Raw genomic sequence first — 22,922 nt, forward strand, 5'->3', positions numbered from 1 at the left:
TTTAATAACGTAAGAAAAAATGAAACTATTAATTATATAAAAGAAGTTAAAAGTATTATTTTTTCTCAATACTTTCAAATGGTAGGAAAAAAAACTCAAGATGATTATTTTATTTCTGATTCATTAGGCGTGACTAAATATAGTGAGTGGCTATATGATTTAGGATTGGATAAATTAGATTTTAGTTATGTGGGATTAGAAAAAGAAAATATATTTAATAAAATAAATTCCATTATGAAAGAAAATAATAAATATTACGCTGTTATTCTTTTAAAAGATCATGCTATTTCTATAACATATACTAAATACTCTAATGATAATTATCGTTTTTCAATTTTTAATCCTAATTATGGTGTAACAGAATATAATGATGTAAAAATATTGATGGATATTCTATATTATCATTTGGATTTTTATGGTGGGCATGAAATAGATAATGGTAATTATTTTATTTTTAATGAATTTAAAGAAAGTGAAATAAAAACACATAAGAGTCTTTGGAACAGTAATCCTATTGATACTAATAAAAACATTGCGGAAAATATAAAGAAAGCAGGGTTTTCGCTACACTTCAATGAAAATATCATAGGGCGAGTTGTTCATTATAGTGAAAAAGGTGATCTTATTGTTGAGTTAAAACAGGATAATAAAATAACAGAAGTTATTGTAAAAGATATATATATTGATGATGGGCTTTATTTATTAAAAAATAATATTAATAAAATTATTGAAAATAATAATGCGAGTAAAATAATTGTAAAAAAAACAGAAGATAATGATGTATCAATAAATATAATTGAATTTAATACACATCAAAAAATAAAAAATGCAGCAGGTTATATAGAGTTTGATGATATTTATTATCGAGAGTTAATTGATATCAACCGTTTTTTATTAAAAGGTAAAAAAGCAAATGAATTAAATGAGATAGCTTCTTTAATAGATATATTAAAAGGAAATATATATTTTGATAAAATAATGGCTTCTTTTTCTCTAATTAATAAAATAAAATATTTCAATCATAACAGTCACGGATCTCTTTTTGAAATTCTTAATAAAGTAAAAGATAAATTAGAGGGAAAGCTATTTTATGATAAATTAATTTATGGAAAAGAAAAAATACTTTCTTTGTCTGAATCAAACAATTTAGTTGCAGCAAAACTTTATCAGCTAATGGTTAGTGAAATTAGCGATAATAATTATGGTATTAGTAACTTTATTTATAGTCAAGTTATTGAAAGTCCTTATTTATTATTAGATAAAAATAAAAGTGCCGGTATTGAAGGATATGATTATACCATTACATTTAAACAAAATAACCAAGAACTACATAATATTGTAGAGAGTATTGATATACCAGAACTTAAAAATACAATATTAATTGAAAGTTTAAATACATTACATTTAAAATATAATTATCAACGATTATCTGAATATAAAAACAATGAAAGCGTAGATAAATTAGTCAGTGTTATTGAAAATGAAATTGATTTAAAAAGAGGTGAATCATCAGATTCTTATCGAGATTTATATTTTGATCTATTTATAAATAATAGATTTAAAAATAGAATGATTGTTCATGATATAGAACAATTAGAGTATTACTTTAATAATAATTTACGTGAGCGTAATTATGGTTATCATTATTATAATTTTTATATTGATGAAGCTAATCCTGGTGCTTTGCTAGAAAAATCATTTAATAAAAATAAAAATGAAATAGATTGTAGTTATATATTATTTGATGAAAATGAAAGTAACTTTAAATTCTTATTTAATGATAATAAATTTTTTACAGCAAGAAATATATCTAAAATAATTGTAGATAATATAAATTCTTATTATCAAGATGATATTTTGATTTATTTTTATAATGGTATTAAAAGTGAAAAGTTAAGTAGCTATTTAAAAAATAAACCAGAGGTTAGTAATTTTCTTGACTATTGTTTAAAAAATAAAATAAGACTTGTTGCAACAGGAAATGAAGATAACGAATTTTTACACCAAGATTTTATTAAACATAAAAATAAAATTGATTATCTACATAATATTATATTGGAAAATCAATATAGCAATGAAAAAACAATTGTTTTCGCTAAAAAAGAAAAATTATTAAGTCATCGATATGGTCATCTTTTCATTGAAGGATTGGCGCAACGATTAAATATGCCTATTTATCAAGTTGTTGATAATAAACTTTCACTTTTAAATGAAAATTTCGTTATTAAACCATTAACTGTTCAACATTATATAAATAAACCACTATTAGAAAATAGTACTGAAATGGATATTATTATTCCAGAAGCCGATAATGCTTCAGATAGATTAAAAAATAATAAAATAAATATTGAGGAAGATAATTATACTAATAAAATATATAAACTTGCATCTGATATTTTTTCTAATTTTAGAGATGATGATAAATTTATTCTAGGTTATAAAGAAAATATTACTACAGCTATTTCTAGCTATTCAGAAAAAATGACAATGGCTGATATTTTTAATTATATTAAATTGAATAGATATAGCCTTAATGATTATCAAATAGGTACTATTATTAATAAAGTGGATCAGCTTAATATTGAAAGGCATAAAAAAGTCTTAAAAAATATCAGTGATATTATTATCAATAATAATGTATCTATAAAAGTTTTATGTAATAAGTATTTTTATGAACTGTCGGCTTTCTTTATGACATCGGATAAAAAAAACATTACCAATAAATTATATCAAGTAATCTATGATCCATTAATAAGTGAAAAATTTAATCAATATTTAATGAATGAAATAACCATTGAAGAATGGAAGTCATATAATCAATTAACAGAAGAAAAACTAACGTTAGTAGAAAAGACAAATCAAACGATAAAGCTTGTTCATTCAATATATGATAATCCAAAAATAATTGGAAAACTAAGTTTATTATCTAATAATTTACTTTCATCATTTTTTGACATAAACAATAAAGGTGTTTTATATCATGTATTATTAAATTTCATTTCAACTTTTGAAAATTATAAAAATATAATAAATAAACTTGGTAAGATTATCTTTATGAATAAAAATAATCTTATACTTGATACTCTATCACCAGTGAAAGCATTAGATAAAGTCAGTACATTAGAGAATTCCACTACTTTAGATATTAATAAAAAACTGATTTATGATGAAGTTGTAGAAATAAATAAAACTTATATAAATAAAGGATTATTAATTAGTTTAGGTGCAAAAATAGATGGGGTAAATATTGATAATGTTGATCTAAATAATATGGAGCAATGGGAATTAAAATTAAAATTTGATCCTCATCATCTTAATGATTATTTTTTATCAGCATCTGATAATGAAAATGATAAAAAAGTTATTGCATTATTTAATTATTTATTAAATGGAAAGAAAGATAAAATAAAACATTTAATTTCTAACGATAGTAATAGAATGGATTATTTGGCTGCTTCTGAACGATTTAAAAAAATCATTGATTTAGGTAATAAACATTATAACGATAAGGATTGGAATGCATTAAGGCAGGTATCATTGAAAATACCACGACATATGAAGATAATTAGTAAAATTGGCTATGCTAATATCACTTATGGAATGTGGCAATCAATTAATACCACATTTATATTTGCTGAACAACTTAATAATCCAAAGTTAACGACCAAAGAACGAAAAGATATAATAAATAATCTAGCTATTATGTGGTCTGAAATAGCTTCTAATGGACTTTCTGAAGTTATTGAAATTGCATTGGCAAAAGGATTATTAAAGTATCGTCATAATCCATTAGATTACGTTAGCAAAATAAGTACAAGGGTAGGTATTGGATTAAATATTCTTTCTGTTGGCTTTGATATTTATAATGCTTACGATAACTTTAGTAGAATTGCTGGCGAAAGTAATGAAAAGCGAAAAGTTGATTATATTGTTAATGGCTCTTTTGCTATTGTTTCAGGTCTTGTTACCTTAGGTGTATCTATTGCAATGTTAGCAGGTTCAGTAATTGCGGGACCTATTGGTGTTGTTGCCGGCGCAGTAATTGCGTTAGCAACATCTATTTACAATGCAGCAAGACTTATTGAAGAAGCAAAGACGAAAGTGCATTTTACGCCATTAGAAGAGCTAGATAATGGTTTTTATGCATTCTTAATGGGAGATTTATTACCAAGTAAAAAAAATGAGATTATTTATTTAGAAACAGAAACACAATTAGAAAATATGATCGACGAAAATGCAAAAAAATATTTCGATAAAATTAAAAAAGAAAATGATTTGAGTCTCTATTTTTATACTAATGAGAAACATATTTATCAAGAGTATTATTACTATAAAATAATACCAAATTTGATTGGGCGGAGTTTAGACTCTATATTAAATCCTTTAGGGGAATATATTTCTGAACGAATATCACAAAATATCCCCCAAAAAGAAGCAGAGGAAATAGCGGCTCTCTCTTATTATCTTCGAGCTGAAAAAACAGAATATAAATATTATATTCCCGAAAAAGCAATATCAACCGATGAAGTTTTGATTTTTGATATGAATTTTTATATTAATGAATTGAAACGCTATTCTATAGATATTGTTTCGGATGACGAATCTCATGTTTTTGATAATATAGTTAGTAATGATTTTCTTAATGAAATTATCACATCAAAAGAAAAAACAGTTAAAACATTAAGTCAAAGTGAGTTGTTAGGTGATTTAATAAAAGTAAATAACTATAATGGATATTATCTATCTAATTTTAAAAATAATGAAACACTTTATTTTAATAGTTACAATGGAGATGACATTATCGCAGCTCCCGCAATAACAAAAAATAATTTTGATATTTATAATGGAACTAAAAGATTAAGTGGTGGGAATAACGATGATATGTTTAATTTATTGGCTTCAGAGTCACCTAATTATGCAAGTCGTTTTTATGGTAGAGGGGGTAATGATACGTTGCATATTATAAAAACAACAAATAAATATGCAGGATACGAAATTGATTTGTCAAAGAATTATGTTAAGTTTAAAAAATCAGAAAATGTTAATAATAGTCAGAATTTTAATTCAAAACTTTTTTTATATCAAGATAATGGCCGTGTTTATTCAAGAAAATTACTCGATACAATGCCAAGTATTGTATTGCAAGCTCACAAAGTAATTGCTTATTTAGATAGTATTGAAAATGTAATTGGTAGCAAAAATAGCAATGACATTATTTATGGTAATCAAAATGATAATTATTTGGATGGCGTTGATGGTACGGATTTATTATATGGACTAAAGGGAAATGATACCCTTGCTTTACAAGATGGTTATGCGGAGGGTGGTGATGGTAATGATAAATATATTATTTTAAGAGCTTCCTTGGAAAAAAGTTATAATATTTTATTTGAAACTATCATTAATGAAGTGAGTAAGTCAGAGTCTAGTGTTGTAAAATTAAATTATAATTTTGATGAAATTACATCAATTAATCGTTATGGAAAAGATATTGTTTTTAATATTAAAGTTAACGATGGAAATAAAGAAAATAAATTAATTTATCACTCAGTGACATTAAGAAATGTTTATGATAGTAATCAAGGTAATATATTATCACACCAATATATGTTAACGACAATGGATGGTTTTATGCTAACCATAAATGAAAGTAAAAATATTACGGATAATGTATTATATAATTTTAGCTATTTAGATACCTATGCTAATGATACAGATAAAATACAGAGTATTCATATTGATGAAAATAATGAATCTTTATTTTTATCTTATGCTAATAAAAATAAAACAATAAAATTACTTTCTAAAATTAAATATAGTGGCTTTTCCTCTGGTGAAGGTTTGCGATTTGGCATCGACAGTAATAAAGAAGATAATAACTACTTTTCTATTACAGCAGATTCATTTATAAAATTAAGCTCAGGCCATGATAATTATCAAATTAAAACATTTTTAGCTAAAAATAAGAGTGATGAAATTAAAGTTTCTCTTTCTAACTCTTCAGATGATTTAAATAAAAGTTGCGTGAGTAATTTCTTTTTATCAGATGTGAGCGGATTCGATTTGATCTTTAATAATGGTATATTATCACATCGTTATCATCCTGATGCATATTTAAAAATAATTTTTGATAAGCTGAATTTAAAATACTTTCTTGATTCAAATGCAAATATTAGATTTATTGATAAAGATAATACTATTTTCACGCTTCCAATAAAAGAGAGTCAGCAAGGTTTGTTAATGCCTGTTACTAATTTAAATTTAACAATGAGTAATGAAGATGATGTGCTTATGATCCCTGAATCTCTTATTTTAAATAAAGCAGTATTATCTGCCTATTCTATTTATACTCCCGAGTCTCATTTTATGCCTATCTCATTAATCTTAAAAGACAATAAGAATAAATCGGTTGATTTATTACCTATTTTAGAATTAATGGATGGTGATGATATTGTGGTTAATCATAATAAAAGCAGCTCAGTTATTGATGGTGGAAACGGCGATGATCATATTGTGGTAAATGGTGGACATCATATTTTGATAGCAGGAGAAGGTAACGATAATATTAATGCAGGAAGTGGGAATGATCTGCTTATTTCACAATCCGGTCATGATTATCTGAATGGCGGTGCTGGAAATAATATTTATATTGTGCAAAAAAGACAAGGTAATGTGACGGTATATGATGAAGGTGAAAATAGTCATCTTTTTATTACTGGGCTATCTGAACAAGACACTTTTACTTATTCTGAAATCGGTGATGATATGCAGTATAGAAGCCAAGATAACCAATTTACTTTAACAGTTAAAACAAAAGAGAATAATAATTCATCGGTTATTTTAATTGAGAAACAAAATACATTTTCAATGCAATCACTTGCTTCTATTATTCAGGATATGGCTCAGTTTAATGAGCAACAACTCACTACAATGCAAGGCAGCGAATTTATTCCATCATCGACATGGTCACCTTTAACATTAGTGACAAAACATTTGTAACTTTTGTGTATGAAATAATAAATAAAACACGGCTCTTATTAGAGCGGTGTTTTATTATTGATTTATACATTAAAAATTAAAGAAGTTATATTTATTTAGCCATAGACTCAGAGCGTTTAAAGACCAAGGTGTTACCTTCTGATTCTGCTGAATTAAACTGATAGCCTTCAAGTTCAAATTCTTTGAGTTGTGTTTTATTGGTTAATTTCTCTTGAATAATAAAACGACTCATTAAACCACGTGCTTTTTTGGCATAAAAACTGATGACTTTATACTTACCATTTTTTTCATCAAGAAATACTGGCTTAATAATTTCTGCATTTAGTTTTTTAGTATTAACAGATTTAAAGTATTCGTCGGAAGCTAAATTTACTAGAATATCATCGCCTTGTTCGTCAAGCGCTTTATTTAGTGTATCAGTAATAATATTACCCCAGAATTGATAGAGATCTTTGCCTTTCTTATTTTCTAATTTGATACCCATTTCAAGGCGATAAGGTTGCATAAGATCTAATGGACGCAATACGCCATATAAACCAGACAACATGCGTAAATGTTGTTGAGCAAACAGAAAATCATCTTCAGAAAAGTGTTCAGCTTGCATACCGGTATAAACATCGCCTTTAAAAGCGAGAATAGCTTGGCGTGCATTATTTGGTGTAAATTCTGGGTGCCATTCACCAAATCGTGCTGCATTAAGACCCGCTAATTTATCGCTTATTTTCATTAAACTTGCGATATCACTTGAAGATAATTTTCGGCATTCATCAATAAGTTGTTGGGAATATTTCAGCAATTCAGGTTGGGTGAAGTGTGTTGTTGCTAAAGGCGATTCGTAATCCAACGTTTTTGCTGGTGAAATAGTAATTAGCATAATTCCCTCAATTTGTTACTTTAATGAGTCTGCAATATAGCAAATTTTTACTGTTAATAAGCTAAATTGTAGTGATAGGAAAAAACAATGATATCTACTTTAAGAGGGTAAAGTTGAGTTATTAATCGATTCAGCTTGTGATTTCCTTCTGTTTTTTTCCGCTTTCATTTCGCGAAAACGTTTGGCATTCAAATAATTGCTCTGTATGGATTTAACCATCTTGTAGTGTGAGCAGTCCATGTTATTATCAAAGATATCCGCAGGTGACTGCAAACAGATTTACCTAGTAGATGAGATAAATAAAATGACCAACAAATTGACTTCTTTGCGTAAGCTGACAACCGTTGTTGCTGACACTGGCGATATCGCTGCAATGAAACTGTATCAGCCACAAGACGCAACTACCAACCCATCTTTAATTCTTAATGCTGCACAAATTCCTGAATATCGTAAATTAATTGATGAAGCGATTACATGGGCTCGTTCACAAAGTTCTTCTCGTGAGCAACAAATTGTAGATGCTTGCGACAAACTGGCAGTAAATATCGGTCTGGAAATCTTAAAACTTATTCCGGGTCGTATTTCAACAGAAGTTGACGCTCGTCTGTCTTATGACACCGATGCTTGTATCGCAAAAGCTCGCCACCTGATGAAATTATACAACGATGCGGGTATTAGTAACGACCGTATTCTGATCAAATTAGCTTCGACTTGGCAGGGTATTCGTGCTGCAGAACAATTAGAAAAAGAAGGTATCAACTGTAACCTGACTTTACTGTTCTCTTTTGCTCAAGCACGCGCATGTGCGGAAGCGGGTGTTTACCTGATTTCTCCATTTGTTGGCCGTATTATGGATTGGTATAAAGCCAATACAGATAAAAAAGAATTTGCACCAGCAGAAGATCCAGGTGTTATTTCTGTTACTGAAATTTATAACTATTATAAAGAACATGGTTATAACACGGTTGTTATGGGCGCAAGCTTCCGTAATATCGGTGAAATTTTAGAACTTGCTGGTTGTGACCGTTTAACCATCTCTCCATCACTGCTAAAAGAACTGTCAGAAGCAGAAGGTGAAGTTGAACATAAATTAGTGTTCAAAGGTGAAACAAAGGCGCGTCCAGCAGCGATTACAGAAGCTCAATTCTACTGGGATCACAATGCAGACCCAATGGCAGTAGATAAACTGTCTGATGGTATTCGCAAATTTGCTGTTGATCAGGAAAAATTAGAGAAAATGATTGCGGATTTATTATAATCTATCGTTAAGTTCTTATAAAAAACTTCCGTACCCACCTTTTATAGGTGGGTATTTTTATTTTTCGCGAGTCAAAATAACATTTAAGCAAGTTTTAAGATTAAATTGATTGGAATAAATTATTTATCCAGTAATAATTATAAAAATTAATTATTAAAACACTCTATTTATTATTGGTGAATTATGAAAAAAATTGTCTTGGCAACCATGCTTGCATCGCTATTTTTTAGTGGCATGGCTATGGCAGAAAGCAAAACCGCTTTCTCTTTACCTGCTATTGAGAAAAGTGCTGAAGGTGGAAATGCAGCCTCTCAATATCAACTGGGTATCAAATACGAAAGTGGTGAAGGGGTTGAGCAAAATGCTCAAAAAGCACTGGAATGGTATACCAAAGCAGCAGAACAAGGTCATGCTGAAGCTCAGTTAAACTTAGCATTAATGTATGACATGAGTGACGATATAGACCGTGATGCGGAAAAAGCTGTTTATTGGTATAACAAAGCAGCTGTCCAAGGTGTTTCTTTAGCACAGTATAACTTAGCTGTCTCTTTTGATGATGGTGATGGTGTTGAACAAGATCACGAAAAAGCCGTTTATTGGTATACCAAAGCGGGTGAACAAGGTGATAGCGACGCTCAATACAACCTTGCTATCTCTTATGATGAAGGTATTGGTGTAGGCCAAGATCACGCTAAAGCAGTAGTCTGGTACACCAAAGCAGCAGAACAAGGTCATGCTGATGCTCAGTATAATCTTGCGGTTTCTTATGATGATGGTGAAGGTGTTGAACGTGACGGCAGCAAAGCTGTATTTTGGTACACCAAAGCAGCAAACCAAGGTAATCGCGATGCACAAAATAACCTTGGTGTAATGTATGACGAAGGCGACGGTGTTGCTAAAGACACTCGTAAAGCTGTTGAATGGTATAAAAAAGCAGCATTCCAAGGTAATGGTTTAGCGCAAAATAACCTCGCTTTAAATTACTATTATGGTAAAGGCGTTAAACGCGATCTAAAAGAAGCTTATGCATGGTTCTCTGTTGCAGTTGAAAATGGCGATGGTGATGAAGCAATGCTAAAACGTACTGCTCGTGCACTAAATGCTGCACAATTAGCTGAAGCCAAAGCGTTAGCGGCTTCTTATATTGCTAAATATCTTGATGAATAATATTTAATTATATTGTTGATTAAGGGGGATGGGAGCTAATTAGCTCCCATTTTTGTTTATATTAATCATCATATAGAACAATGAATGTATTGTGTTCCCATGTTAATATCTGCGAGCTATTTGGCGGTTATTGATTAAATTGAGGTTGATATGAATGAATTACGTATAGGGCTTGTTTCTGTTTCTGATCGAGCATCCAGTGGAGTTTATGAAGATAAAGGGCTACCTGCATTAGAAGCTTGGCTTAAAGAAGCATTAACCACACCTTTTCATATCGAATCGCGTTTAATCCCCGATGAGCAGCTAATGATTGAGCAAACACTTTGTGAACTTGTTGATGAAACAGGATGTCATTTGGTATTAACAACGGGTGGAACAGGGCCTGCTCGCCGAGATGTGACTCCTGATGCAACATTAGCTATCGCAGATCGAGAAATGCCTGGTTTTGGTGAGCAAATGCGTCAAATAAGTTTACAGTTTGTACCAACTGCAATTTTATCTCGTCAAGTGGGCGTTATTCGTAATCAAGCGTTAATCTTAAATCTGCCAGGACAACCAAAAGCAATAGCAGAAACCTTGGAAGGATTAAAAGATAAAGAAGGCAATGTAATTGTAAGCGGTATTTTCGCCAGCGTACCTTATTGTATTCAGCTTTTAGATGGCCCTTACGTTGAAACTAACAAAAATAAAGTTGTGGCATTTAGACCTAAATCAGCCCGCCGTCCTGAGTAAATATTGAATTTTAAGGTGCTGATTGGGTTATCAGTACCTTAAACCTTATTCTTATCACTTCTTTTTTTGCTTGTTTCTTCTTCTTGTTTTACTTTGAATGATTAAGCTTATTCATTTCATAATAAATAAACTCAATATTATCAATGTGTTATATTTATTTTTTCTGTTTTCTTTAGTGCGATTTAATTGGCTTAGATTTATAAATATCGAATTATTATTTAATTCATTGATATATATGTAATTTTTTTCTTTCTGCTTTTTATCCTTAATTTTTTTTTCGTATTTTTGTCTTTTTTTTCATATTTCCCCTTGATGAATGTATTTATGACCCCATCTACTTTTTCAACTGCAATTACCACTATTGAGTTGCGTTGATTTATATCCGCTTTGAGATGATGGGCCTAAGTCTTTTATTCATGACTTGAAATAGGAATATTCATCCTCATATAGATTGGTAGTCAAATTGATAAAGAATTCTCTTTGGAGGCGTTTAAATGGGTAAAATTATTGGTATTGACCTGGGTACAACTAACTCTTGTGTTGCTGTAATGGATGGCAAAAATGCCCGGGTTATTGAAAACAGTGAGGGTGATCGTACTACTCCTTCAATCGTTGCTTATGCGCAAGATGGTGAAATTTTAGTTGGTCAACCTGCAAAACGTCAGGCGGTGACTAACCCACAAAATACATTATTTGCTATCAAACGTTTAATTGGTCGTCGTTTTGAAGACGAAGAAGTTCAACGTGACGTTGCTATCATGCCTTACAAAATTGTTAAAGCTGATAACGGTGACGCATGGATTGAAGCTCGTAACGATAAAATGGCTCCACCACAAGTTTCTGCTGAAGTATTGAAAAAAATGAAGAAAACAGCAGAAGATTATTTGGGTGAAACTATTACAGAAGCGGTTATTACCGTTCCTGCTTACTTTAATGATGCTCAACGTCAAGCAACTAAAGATGCGGGTCGTATCGCAGGTCTTGAAGTTAAACGTATTATTAACGAACCAACAGCTGCGGCATTAGCTTATGGTTTAGACCGTGAAGTCGGTAACCGTACTATCGCTGTCTATGACTTAGGTGGTGGTACTTTCGATATCTCTATCATCGAAATCGATGAAGTTGATGGCGAAAAAACCTATGAAGTTCTGTCTACCAACGGTGATACTCACTTAGGTGGTGAAGACTTCGATAGCCGTTTAATTAACTATTTAGTTGATGAGTTTAAGAAAGAGCAAGGCATTGATCTGCGTAATGATCCATTAGCAATGCAACGTCTGAAAGAAGCTGCAGAAAAAGCAAAAATCGAATTGTCTTCTGCACAACAAACAGATGTGAACTTGCCTTATGTTACTGCGGATGCAACAGGTCCTAAACACTTAAACATCAGAGTAACTCGTGCAAAATTAGAATCTTTAGTGGAAGATTTAGTTAAACGCTCAATGGAGCCAGTACGTGTTGCATTAGAAGATGCTGGCCTGAAAGTTGGCGAAATTAACGACGTAATTCTGGTCGGTGGGCAAACTCGTATGCCTATGGTTCAGAAAACTGTTGCTGAGTTCTTTGGTAAAGAACCACGTAAAGACGTTAACCCTGATGAAGCGGTTGCAATGGGTGCGGCAGTTCAAGGTGGTGTTTTAGCGGGTGATGTAAAAGACGTTCTGTTACTTGACGTAACTCCACTGTCTTTAGGTATCGAAACAATGGGTGGTGTAATGACTTCCCTGATTGCGAAAAATACCACAATCCCAACTAAACACAGCCAAGTGTTCTCAACTGCAGAAGATAATCAATCTGCTGTAACTATTCATGTGTTACAAGGTGAGCGTAAACGTGCAAATGATAATAAATCACTGGGTCAATTTAACCTAGATGGTATTCAGTCTGCACCACGTGGTATGCCACAAATTGAAGTTACTTTTGATATTGATGCTGATGGTATCTTGCATGTATCTGCTAAAGATAAAAATAGCGGTCGTGAACAAAATATCACCATTAAAGCATCTTCTGGTTTGAATGAAGAAGAAATTCAAAAAATGGTACGCGATGCAGAAGCAAATGCTGAAGCAGACCGTAAGTTTGAAGAATTAGTTCAAACTCGTAATCAAGCAGACCAATTAATTCATGGTACTCGTAAGCAAATTGAAGAAGCTGGCGATAAATTACCAGCAACAGATAAAGAAGCTATCGAGAAAGCAGTTAGCGAATTAGATATCGCATCTAAAGGCGAAGATAAAGATGCTATCGAAGCGAAAATTAAAGCATTAGTTGAAGCTTCTGAAAAACTGCTAGAAATCGCACAACAACAAGCTCAAGCAGGCGCAGGTAATGCAGCGGGTGCTGATGCAAGTGCGAAGAAAGATGATGATGTTGTCGATGCTGAATTTGAAGAAGTTGACGGCAAAGATAAGAAATAATGCCCTTCACGGGCCGCGGTAACTCATAAGTGAACAGTTACTGATACCGAGCACGGGCGTCGAGGAAACTCAACGCCCGTGTGCTTATGTCAAGGGTAAACGAGTATGGCGAAGAGAGATTTTTACGAAGTTCTTGGTGTGGCAAAGTCCGCAGATGAGAAAGAAATTAAACGCGCATATAAGCGCTTAGCGATGAAATATCACCCAGATAGAAACCAAGGTGATAAAGAATCTGAAACTAAATTTAAAGAAATTAAAGAAGCTTACGAAATTTTAAGTGATGCACAAAAACGTGCTGCTTATGACCAATATGGACACGCTGCTTTTGAGCAAGGTGGTTTTGGTGGTCAAGGTGGCGGCGGTTTTGGCGGCGGCGCTGATTTCGGTGATATTTTCGGTGATGTTTTTGGTGATATTTTTGGTGGTGGTCGCCGCCAGCAACGCGCAGCACGGGGTTCTGATTTACAATACAACATGGAGTTAACGCTTGAAGAAGCCGTTCGTGGTGTAAGTAAAGAAATTCGTATTCCAACACTGGAGATATGTGATAAATGTCATGGTAGTGGCGCGAAAGAAGGTACATCAGCAGAAACATGTTCGACATGTCATGGTGCAGGTCAGGTTCATTTACGTCAAGGTTTCTTCACCGTACAACAAGCGTGTCCGACTTGTCATGGTCGCGGAAAAATTATCAAAGAGCCTTGCTCTAAATGTCATGGTGATGGTCGTGTTGAGCGTTATAAAACCTTATCAGTTAAAATACCAGCAGGCGTTGATACTGGTGACCGCATTCGTTTAAGTGGCGAAGGTGAGGCGGGTGAGCACGGTGCTCCTTCTGGCGATTTATATGTACAGGTTCATGTTCGTCAGCATAATATTTTTGAACGTGATGGCAACGACCTTTACTGTGAAGTACCTATTAACTTCGCAATAGCAGCTCTTGGTGGCGAAATTGAAGTTCCAACGCTAGATGGCCGCGTGAAATTAAAAATTCCAGCAGAAACTCAAACTGGAAAAATGTTCCGCATGAAAGGCAAAGGCGTGAAGTCAGTTCGTAGTAATGCCATTGGCGATCTTATGTGTCGTGTCGTGGTTGAAACACCAGTTAAACTCAATGAGAAACAAAAAGAGTTGATACAACAACTTGGTGAATCATTTGGCGGTAAGAGTGGTGAAAAAAACACACCGCGTTCTAAAAGCTTTTTAGATGGTGTGAAAAAATTCTTTGATGATTTAACTAAGTAACTTTTCATACTTACGTTAAAAAAGCCTAATGATAAAAACGGTCATTAGGCTTTTTTTATGCTTTTTTATCCCATTTTAATAGCAACAATTCCCACTAAAATGACTAAGCAAGCCAGTAATTGCTTACGATTAAATTGTTCTTTTAAAATATAAATGGATAACAGCATGGCAAATAATACGCTAGTTTCTCTTAGTGCGGCAACCAGCACGATTGAAGCATGGCTCATCGCCCATATTACAATGCCATAACTGACTAACTGCATGACACCGCCAAAAAAAGCAGGTTTCCAGTAACTTTTTATTTTACCGTTTAAATTTTTACGATAACGAAGCCAAGCTAGCAAATACATCACCATACCATTAAGAAAAAACAGCCATAAAATATAAGCTAATGGTGATGAGCCAACACGAGAGCCATTACCATCAGCTAGGGTATAGCTTGCGGTAAATAATGCGGTGAGTAGCGCAAAAAAGAGTGCATCTTTGCGTAAATTAAACTCTGTGCTTTGTCTACTACGAGAGATAAGGATAATACCCGCAATGATAAGCAAAATACCGACTAAACCCATTGTTGGAAGTTGTTCATGAAATAGCAAAAAACCTAAGAACGCGGTCATTAATGGCGCACTTCCACGCGATATAGGGTAAATCTGGTTAAAATCGGCAAGAGTGTAACAACGGCTTAAGGAAAGTGTATAACCAATATGAAATAGAACAGAGAGGCCAATCCATTTCCATGCTGCAATATCAGGTAATCCAATCCAAAATAGTGCGGGTAATGTGACAATACCGGAAAAGAAGGTGAGGAGTGAAATACCAAGAAATCGATCAGAGCCTATTTTTACGAGGGCATTCCAGCAAGCATGAAATATTGCAGCAAATAAAACAGCAATAAAAACGGTAATCGACATTGTAATGAAGCTCTCATAGAAAAAACATGGCAACTATCTATAAGACAATAACATAATGATTAAATAGTGAAATAGTTCCGCTGATTATTTTATTATTATGACAGCTATTTGCATAAGGTAAGATCTCAAATAACGTATCTTATTTTCATAAGAAATATTATTGTTTCTTGGTTATTTTGATGATTGGTTTTAATTATCATTGAAATAGTTTATTTTTATTAAATTTAGTTATTTTTTTAACAATATCAAATAGTTGTTTTTATATAAAATAATTATATGGAAATTTTAAATTATTATTATTAATCATTGGTAATGATGATTTTTTTTCTTATATTCCTTGATATTGGCATTATAAATCGTAAAAGCCGAGCTGTTTACGCTAAATAATCTGTTTTTTACGAATTTATAATTAGCATATTATTAACATGAATACGGATTTGAGGTTAATACTATGACAGCAATTATTAGACAATTTTTAAGATTAGAGGCTTCTGGTGGTATTCTTCTGATTATTGCTGCAATTATTGCATTAATCATGGCGAACACCCCTTTGAGCGCATTATATAATGAGTTTTTATCTATTCCAATTATGATTAAGTTTGGAATGTTTGAACTCGATAAACCGCTTATTCTTTGGGTTAATGACGCTCTAATGGCGATCTTTTTTCTTGTCGTTGGACTTGAAGTAAAACGTGAGCTTAAAGAGGGCTCTCTCGCTCAACGAGATAGAGCTATTTTTCCGGCTATTGCCGCTGTAGGTGGCATGTTAGCACCTGCGTTGATTTATCTATTTTTTAATAATGGTGATGCAATTAGTCAGCAAGGGTGGGCAATCCCAGCTGCAACTGATATTGCTTTTGCTCTTGGCGTTATGGCGCTATTAGGTAAACGCGTTCCTGTTGAATTAAAAGTATTTTTATTAGCTTTGGCTATTATCGATGACTTGGGTGTTATCGTCATTATTGCGCTCTTTTATTCAAAGAGTGTGGCGTTATTACCACTGGCAATAGCGAGTGCTATTGTGGTCATCCTTTTCATTATGAATTGGCGCAAAGTTGGTAATACACCTGCTTATTTAATACTTGGGTTTGTCTTATGGGTTTGTATTTTAAAATCAGGTATTCACGCTACTATTGCTGGGGTGATTGTTGGATTTCTTATCCCATTAAGAGACAAAGAGGGAGCCTCTCCTTCTGAAGACTTAGAACATGTGTTACACCCTTGGGTTGCTTATTTAATTCTGCCGCTGTTCGCCTTTAGTAATGCGGGTGTTTCTTTAACGGGTGTTACGTTAGATGGAATGTTATCTACCTTACCTTTAGGTATTGCATTAGGTCTATTTTTAGGTAAGCCAATAGGAATTTTTCTCTTTAGCTGGGTTTCGGTAAAACTAGGCATTGCAAAATTACCAGATGCGATTAATCTTAAGCAGATATTTGCTGTGTCAGTGTTGTGTGGTATCGGTTTTACTATGTCTATCTTTATCGCAGGGCTTGCGTTTGAAGGGGCTGATGATGCTTATAATACCTACGCTAAACTAGGGATTTTAGTGGGCTCAACAATAGCTGCAATTGTAGGATATTTATTGCTTCACTCTGTTTTACCGAAGTTAAAACAGAAATAAAAACAGCAAAAACTGACATAGACTTGGTATTGTCAACATAACAAATACCGAGCTATATACTTAAACCTACGGTGCAATATTGATTATTGTGCCGTAGGTGTTTTTATGGGGATTGGGTGCAAGGAAGGCCTATCGCAAACTAATGCGTTGTTGAATAGTCTGTGTTGCGAGAGCACAGAAGTTGAAAGGAATATAACTATGCGGGTGTCACATCTCAATTTTAACCATCTTTATTATTTTTGGCATGTATGTAAAGAAGGCTCGGTTGTAGGAGCAGCTGAAGCGCTGTATCTGACACCACAGACAATAACAGGACAAATTAAAGCATTAGAAGAACGATTGGGTGGAAAGTTATTTAAACGCCAAGGAAGAGGATTAGTCCCTTCTGAGCTAGGACAACTTATTTTCCGTTATGCTGATAAGATGTTTATGCTGAGCCAGGAAATGCTCGATATCGTTAATTATAGTCGCGAATCTAATTTATTATTTGATGTCGGTGTCGCTGACGCCTTATCAAAACAATTAGTAAGTCGGGTATTAGAAACGGCAGTTGCTGATCATGAGCAAATTCATTTGCGCTGTTTTGAATCTACTCATGAATTATTATTAGAGCAGCTAAGCCAACATAAATTAGATATGATTTTATCTGACTGCCCTGTGGATTCTTCCCAGCAAGAAGGATTATTTTCAGTAAAACTGGGCGAATGTAATGTAAGCTTTTTTTGTAGCCAACCTGTTCCTGAAACGCCATTTCCTGAGTGTTTAGAAACGCGAAAATTGTTAATTCCTGGCCGCCGTTCTATGTTAGGTCGCCATTTATTAACATGGATACGTAATAAAAATCTGCAAGTCGAAATTTTAGGGGAATTTGATGATGCTGCATTAATGAAAGCATTTGGTTTAAATCATAATGCCATTTTTGTTGCGCCTTCACTTTATACCAATGAAATTTTTGCACAGAGTAATATTGAAGAAATTGGTGTATTAGATTCAGTAAAAGAAGAGTATTACGTTATCTTTGCAGAAAGAATGATCCAACACCCCGCGGTTCAGCGAGTGTGTAATACCGATTTTTCAGAGCTATTTAATGGCAATAAAAAGAGTGTTGCCGTTTCATAACGTGTTATTTAGCGTGAAAAATCAATAGAAAGCAAAAAACCGGCCTAAGCCGGTTTTTTATAACACAAGAAAACAATTATTACATTGCTTTGATTTGTGCTTGAAGATTAGCTTTATGACGTGCTGCTTTATTCTTATGAATTAAGCCTTTAGTTGCCTGACGGTCAACAATCGGTTGCATGTCATTAAATGCTTTTTGTGCTGCTTCTTTATCACCTGAAGCAACTGCTGCGTATACTTTTTTGATGTAAGTACGCATCATAGAACGACGGCTTGCGTTGTGCTGACGACGCTTTTCAGACTGAACCGCACGTTTCTTAGCTGATTTGATATTAGCCAAGTTCCAACTCCCAAATATATTCTAGCGAGGACAAATACAAAGGTGAAGGAATATGCCTTTTCAACCTAAGTTTGTCAATGGATTTATACAAAATTAGCGTCGTTGTACGCGACACTTGTTTCGTTGTGATGGCGCAAGATTTTATCAGTTAAGGCGGGTAGAATACAGTCTTTTGAGTGAAAAAATCATCAAAATCGTGTATATGAGTAATAAATAGTAGATTCATAGAGGATCTACGCTTGATTTTATGCGATTTTATCGCCAACAACTGAGTGATCGTTTATTTTACTATTTGATGCCCGCATTTTAATTTAGCAACCAATGTGAATTTTTAGCAATCAATGGGAATTGCGCCATCAAGATATTACTCGTAGATAAACATTGATATATTGGGTTACTCTCAAGCCTTTGACAAGGTATAATCTAATAATTTCCACGGTATTGAGCCAGTTATGGAGCTAATTCGCGGTATACAAAATATCCGGTCACAGCATAATGGTTGTGTCCTGACAATTGGTAATTTTGATGGAGTCCATCGAGGCCATCAGGCATTATTGAAGCACTTGAAGCAAGAAGCATCACAACGTGGTTTACCCACAGTGGTTATGACATTTGAACCTCAACCACTGGAGTTTTTCTTGCCTGAAAAGGCACCAGCGCGTCTTACGCGTTTACGCGACAAGATAAAGTATCTAGCGGAATGTGGTATTGATTATCTTCTGTGCATTAAATTTGATAAACAATTTGCGGCACAAACACCTGAAGAGTTTGTTTCATCACTTTTAGTGAAAAAATTAGGTGTGCAATTTCTTGCCATTGGCGATGATTTTCGTTTTGGTAAAAATAGAGAAGGTGATTTCCACTTTTTACAACAAGCCGGTGATAAATACGGATTTGAAGTCGCAAATACAGAAAGTTATTGTGACCAAGGCCTACGTATTAGTAGTACCGCAGTGCGAGAAGCATTACTCAATGATGATTTAGCTCTTGCTGAATCTTTACTTGGGCACCCTTACAGTGTTTGTGGGCGTGTTGTCCATGGTAATGAATTGGGTAGAACAATTGGATTTCCTACAGCGAATATCCCAATGAAACGCTTAGTAGCCCCTGTTAAAGGCGTGTATGCGGTTGATGTTTATTTATCCGGTCATCAATCACCTTTAGCGGGTGTTGCAAATATCGGATCTCGCCCTACTGTGAAAGGTAAAGGCGTACAATTAGAAGTTCATTTAATCGACGTTAATATGGATTTATATGGACGTCGCATTGATGTTGTGTTACGAAAGAAATTACGTAATGAACAGCGATTTGCATCATTGGATGCATTGAAGCAGCAAATCGCAGATGATGTGGCTACTGCTAGGGATTTTTTATTGCAGCGGTCGGAGTCATAAACTAGCGGAAACTTGGAACTGAGAATCGAATGAGTGACTATAAAAATACCCTGAACTTACCAGAAACAGGGTTCCCAATGCGCGGGGATTTAGCAAAGCGCGAGCCAGATATGTTATCACGCTGGTACAAAGAAGGTTTGTATCAAGCAATTCGTCAGGCTAAAAGCGGTAAGAAAACATTTATTTTGCACGATGGCCCTCCATACGCCAACGGCAATATTCATATTGGTCACTCAGTTAACAAAATTCTCAAAGATATTATTATTAAGTCCAAAGGGCTGTCAGGTTTTGATTCTCCGTACATTCCAGGATGGGACTGTCATGGATTACCTATCGAATTAAAAGTTGAACAAATCGTAGGTAAGCCAGGAGAGAAAATATCAGCAGCGCAATTCCGCGCGGAATGCCGTAAATATGCTCACGAGCAAATTGAAGCCCAGAAAAAAGATTTTATCCGTTTAGGTGTGCTGGGAGATTGGGATAAGCCTTATCTCACTATGGACTATAAAACCGAAGCGAACACTATTCGTGCTTTGGCTCGCATCATTGCCAATGGTCACTTGATCAAAGGTGCCAAACCTGTGCATTGGTGTACTGCTTGTGGTTCGTCGTTGGCAGAGGCTGAAGTTGAGTACTACGATAAATCATCACCTTCTATTGATGTTCGTTTTACTGCGGTTGACTCAGTAGCGGTTGCCACTAAATTTGGAGCCACTACGGATAAAACAATTTCGTTAGTCATCTGGACAACGACTCCGTGGACTTTACCGGCTAACCGCGCTATTGCACTGAATGCTGAATTTAATTATGCACTGGTTTCATTTAATGATGAGTGTGTAATTTTAGCGGCAGATTTAGTTGAAAGTGTGATGAAACGTCTTGGTATCGCGCAATGGACAGTTTTAGGCGAATGTAAAGGGGCTGATTTAGAACTTTTACGCTTTAATCATCCATTTATGGGCTTTGATGTTCCTGCAATTTTGGGTGATCACGTTACATTAGAAGCGGGTACTGGTGCTGTTCATACTGCACCAGGCCACGGTCCTGATGACTTCGTAATAGGTCAAAAATACGGTTTAGAGACTGCAAACCCAGTTGGACCAAATGGCTGTTATTTGCCAGATACTTATCCAACACTCGATGGCGTATTTGTGTTTAAAGCCAATGATGTCATCGTTGAATTATTAAAAGAAAAAGGCGCACTGCTACATCATGAAGTGTTACAACATAGCTATCCATGCTGTTGGAGACACAAAACACCGGTTATTTTCCGTGCAACACCACAATGGTTTGTGGGTATGGATAAAAATGGTTTACGTGAGCAGTCGTTAAAAGAAATTAAAGGTGTTAAGTGGATCCCTGATTGGGGCCAAGCTCGTATCGAATCAATGGTTGAAAATCGCCCTGACTGGTGCATTTCACGCCAACGCACTTGGGGCACACCAATGTCTCTGTTTGTTCATAAAGAGACGCAAGAGCCACATCCTCGCACATTAAAATTAATGGAAGAGGTTGCCAAACGTGTTGAAGTTAGCGGCATTCAAGCATGGTGGGATTTAGATATCCGTGAAGTGCTAGGCGATGAAGCTGATGATTACATGAAAACACCAGATACACTTGATGTATGGTTCGATTCAGGATCAACGCACTCGACGGTGGTTGATGCTCGTCCTGAATTTCATGGTAATTCAGCAGATATGTATCTAGAAGGCTCTGACCAACATCGTGGTTGGTTTATGTCTTCACTAATGATTTCGACTGCCATTAAAGGCAAAGCGCCATACCGTGAAGTATTAACACATGGTTTTACCGTTGATGGGCAAGGCCGTAAAATGTCTAAATCTATCGGTAACACAGTTAGCCCACAAGAAGTGATGGATAAACTGGGTGCTGATATCTTGCGTTTATGGGTTGCATCTACAGATTATACTGGCGAAATCGCAGTATCTGATGAAATCTTAAAACGTGCAGCAGACACCTATCGCCGTATTCGTAATACTGCGCGTTTCTTCTTAGCTAACTTAAATGGTTTTGATCCGGCTAAACACCAAGTAAAACCAGAAGATATGGTAATACTTGATCGCTGGGCTGTAGGTCGTGCACAAGCGGCTCAAGCTGAGATCTTAAAACACTATGAAAATTATGATTTCCATAATGTTATTCAGCGCTTAATGCAGTTCTGTTCAGTAGAAATGGGTTCATTTTACTTAGATATCATTAAAGACCGACAATACACGGCGAAAAGCGATAGCGTAGCGCGCCGTAGTTGCCAAACAGCACTCTACCATATCAGTGAAGCATTAGTTCGTTGGATGGCACCTGTAATGTCATTTACTGCCGATGAAATTTGGAATGAACTACCTGGTGAACGGGCAAAATTTGTATTAACTGAAGAGTGGTATACAAACTTATTTGGTTTAGACTCAGCGCAACCGCTCAATGATGACTACTGGGCTGAATTATTAGCTGTTCGTGGTGAAGTCAATAAAGTATTAGAGCAAGCTCGTGCAGATAAACAACTGCGTGGTTCATTAGAAGCTGCGGTAACTTTATATGCAGATAAAGCGTTAGCTGAAAAACTTAATGCATTGGGTAACGAATTGCGTTTTGTTTTATTAACATCACAAGTAAAAGTTGCAGATATTAACGAAGCACCAGAATCAGCTATTGCATCTGATATGGCGGGTCTTAAGATTGCCTTCAATAAAGCTGAAGGTGAAAAATGCCCACGTTGCTGGCACTATGCAACAGATATTGGTCAGGTAGCGGAACACGCTGAGTTATGTGGACGCTGTGTCACTAACGTAGCCGGTAACGGTGAAGAACGTAAGTTTGCTTAATC

The 22,922-nt window shown here is 34.4% G+C and carries 13 protein-coding genes; 10 read left to right on the forward strand and 3 right to left on the reverse strand.

The genetic code is table 11. The features are described 5' to 3' along the window. Window positions 1-78: 78 nt before the first annotated feature. Window positions 79-6,999 carry a calcium-binding protein gene (locus M997_RS17555; protein ID WP_211267748.1) on the forward strand — a complete coding sequence of 2,307 codons (6,921 nt, stop codon included), beginning with the start codon at window positions 79-81 and terminating at the stop codon, window positions 6,997-6,999. Between the two features lie 91 nt (window positions 7,000-7,090). On the opposite strand, the gene yaaA is transcribed toward M997_RS17555, so the two are convergent. After that, on the reverse strand, window positions 7,091-7,873 hold the full coding sequence (gene yaaA, locus M997_RS04655) for a peroxide stress protein YaaA (protein WP_064718944.1): 783 nt from the start codon (window positions 7,871-7,873) through the stop codon (window positions 7,091-7,093). A gap of 304 nt (window positions 7,874-8,177) precedes the next feature. Between yaaA and tal the strand changes: the two genes are divergently transcribed. From tal to dnaJ, 5 genes are all read left to right on the forward strand, one after another. After that, the gene (gene tal / locus M997_RS04660) at window positions 8,178-9,131 is read left to right on the forward strand and encodes a transaldolase (protein ID WP_064718945.1); all 954 of its coding nucleotides are present in this window, start codon (window positions 8,178-8,180) and stop codon (window positions 9,129-9,131) included. Between the two features lie 183 nt (window positions 9,132-9,314). Further along, on the forward strand, window positions 9,315-10,298 hold the full coding sequence (locus M997_RS04665) for a tetratricopeptide repeat protein (RefSeq protein WP_064718946.1): 984 nt from the start codon (window positions 9,315-9,317) through the stop codon (window positions 10,296-10,298). 150 nt (window positions 10,299-10,448) lie between these two features. Beyond that, window positions 10,449-11,030, forward strand: coding sequence for a molybdopterin adenylyltransferase (gene mog / locus M997_RS04670; protein ID WP_064718947.1), 582 nt, complete (start codon window positions 10,449-10,451; stop codon window positions 11,028-11,030). 494 nt (window positions 11,031-11,524) lie between these two features. Beyond that, window positions 11,525-13,447: a molecular chaperone DnaK gene (gene dnaK / locus M997_RS04675; protein WP_064718948.1), complete on the forward strand. Its 1,923-nt coding sequence runs from the start codon at window positions 11,525-11,527 to the stop codon at window positions 13,445-13,447. Between the two features lie 105 nt (window positions 13,448-13,552). Beyond that, window positions 13,553-14,692, forward strand: a complete 1,140-nt coding sequence (dnaJ, locus tag M997_RS04680) for a molecular chaperone DnaJ (RefSeq protein ID WP_064718949.1) — start codon at window positions 13,553-13,555, stop codon at window positions 14,690-14,692. A 65-nt stretch (window positions 14,693-14,757) separates the two neighbouring features. Here dnaJ and M997_RS04685 read toward each other — a convergent pair whose 3' ends face one another. Then, entirely contained in the window at window positions 14,758-15,603 is an 846-nt protein-coding gene (locus tag M997_RS04685) for a DMT family transporter (protein WP_064718950.1), read from the reverse strand. A 451-nt stretch (window positions 15,604-16,054) separates the two neighbouring features. On the opposite strand from M997_RS04685, the gene nhaA reads away from it, so the two are divergent. After that, entirely contained in the window at window positions 16,055-17,227 is a 1,173-nt protein-coding gene (gene nhaA / locus M997_RS04690) for a Na+/H+ antiporter NhaA (RefSeq protein ID WP_064718951.1), read from the forward strand. Window positions 17,228-17,425: 198 nt separating this feature from the next. Then, window positions 17,426-18,346, forward strand: coding sequence for a transcriptional activator NhaR (gene nhaR, locus M997_RS04695; protein ID WP_064718952.1), 921 nt, complete (start codon window positions 17,426-17,428; stop codon window positions 18,344-18,346). 79 nt (window positions 18,347-18,425) lie between these two features. Here the strand turns inward: nhaR and rpsT are convergent, their stop codons facing one another. Beyond that, complete coding sequence (rpsT, locus tag M997_RS04700) at window positions 18,426-18,686, reverse strand: 30S ribosomal protein S20 (protein WP_004248964.1); 261 nt, start codon at window positions 18,684-18,686, stop codon at window positions 18,426-18,428. Between the two features lie 452 nt (window positions 18,687-19,138). Here rpsT and ribF point away from each other — a divergent pair, with 452 nt between their 5' ends. Both ribF and ileS read left to right on the forward strand, forming a co-directional pair. Further along, window positions 19,139-20,080, forward strand: coding sequence for a bifunctional riboflavin kinase/FAD synthetase (ribF, locus tag M997_RS04705; protein ID WP_064718953.1), 942 nt, complete (start codon window positions 19,139-19,141; stop codon window positions 20,078-20,080). A gap of 29 nt (window positions 20,081-20,109) precedes the next feature. Further along, window positions 20,110-22,920 carry an isoleucine--tRNA ligase gene (gene ileS / locus M997_RS04710; RefSeq protein ID WP_064718954.1) on the forward strand — a complete coding sequence of 937 codons (2,811 nt, stop codon included), beginning with the start codon at window positions 20,110-20,112 and terminating at the stop codon, window positions 22,918-22,920. Window positions 22,921-22,922: the final 2 nt, after the last annotated feature.

It is taken from the genome of Proteus hauseri ATCC 700826, assembly GCF_001654965.1.
GTDB lineage: Bacteria > Pseudomonadota > Gammaproteobacteria > Enterobacterales > Enterobacteriaceae > Proteus > Proteus hauseri.

What these genes read in the sequence shown, in the direction of transcription:
- M997_RS17555 (WP_211267748.1), top strand. Translation starts at nt 79, where the DNA reads ATGGTAGGAAAAAAAACTCAAGATGATTATTTTATTTCTGATTCATTA.
- yaaA (WP_064718944.1), bottom strand. Translation starts at nt 7,873, where the DNA reads ATGCTAATTACTATTTCACCAGCAAAAACGTTGGATTACGAATCGCCT.
- tal (WP_064718945.1), top strand. Translation starts at nt 8,178, where the DNA reads ATGACCAACAAATTGACTTCTTTGCGTAAGCTGACAACCGTTGTTGCT.
- M997_RS04665 (WP_064718946.1), top strand. Translation starts at nt 9,315, where the DNA reads ATGAAAAAAATTGTCTTGGCAACCATGCTTGCATCGCTATTTTTTAGT.
- mog (WP_064718947.1), top strand. Translation starts at nt 10,449, where the DNA reads ATGAATGAATTACGTATAGGGCTTGTTTCTGTTTCTGATCGAGCATCC.
- dnaK (WP_064718948.1), top strand. Translation starts at nt 11,525, where the DNA reads ATGGGTAAAATTATTGGTATTGACCTGGGTACAACTAACTCTTGTGTT.
- dnaJ (WP_064718949.1), top strand. Translation starts at nt 13,553, where the DNA reads ATGGCGAAGAGAGATTTTTACGAAGTTCTTGGTGTGGCAAAGTCCGCA.
- M997_RS04685 (WP_064718950.1), bottom strand. Translation starts at nt 15,603, where the DNA reads ATGTCGATTACCGTTTTTATTGCTGTTTTATTTGCTGCAATATTTCAT.
- nhaA (WP_064718951.1), top strand. Translation starts at nt 16,055, where the DNA reads ATGACAGCAATTATTAGACAATTTTTAAGATTAGAGGCTTCTGGTGGT.
- nhaR (WP_064718952.1), top strand. Translation starts at nt 17,426, where the DNA reads ATGCGGGTGTCACATCTCAATTTTAACCATCTTTATTATTTTTGGCAT.
- ribF (WP_064718953.1), top strand. Translation starts at nt 19,139, where the DNA reads ATGGAGCTAATTCGCGGTATACAAAATATCCGGTCACAGCATAATGGT.
- ileS (WP_064718954.1), top strand. Translation starts at nt 20,110, where the DNA reads ATGAGTGACTATAAAAATACCCTGAACTTACCAGAAACAGGGTTCCCA.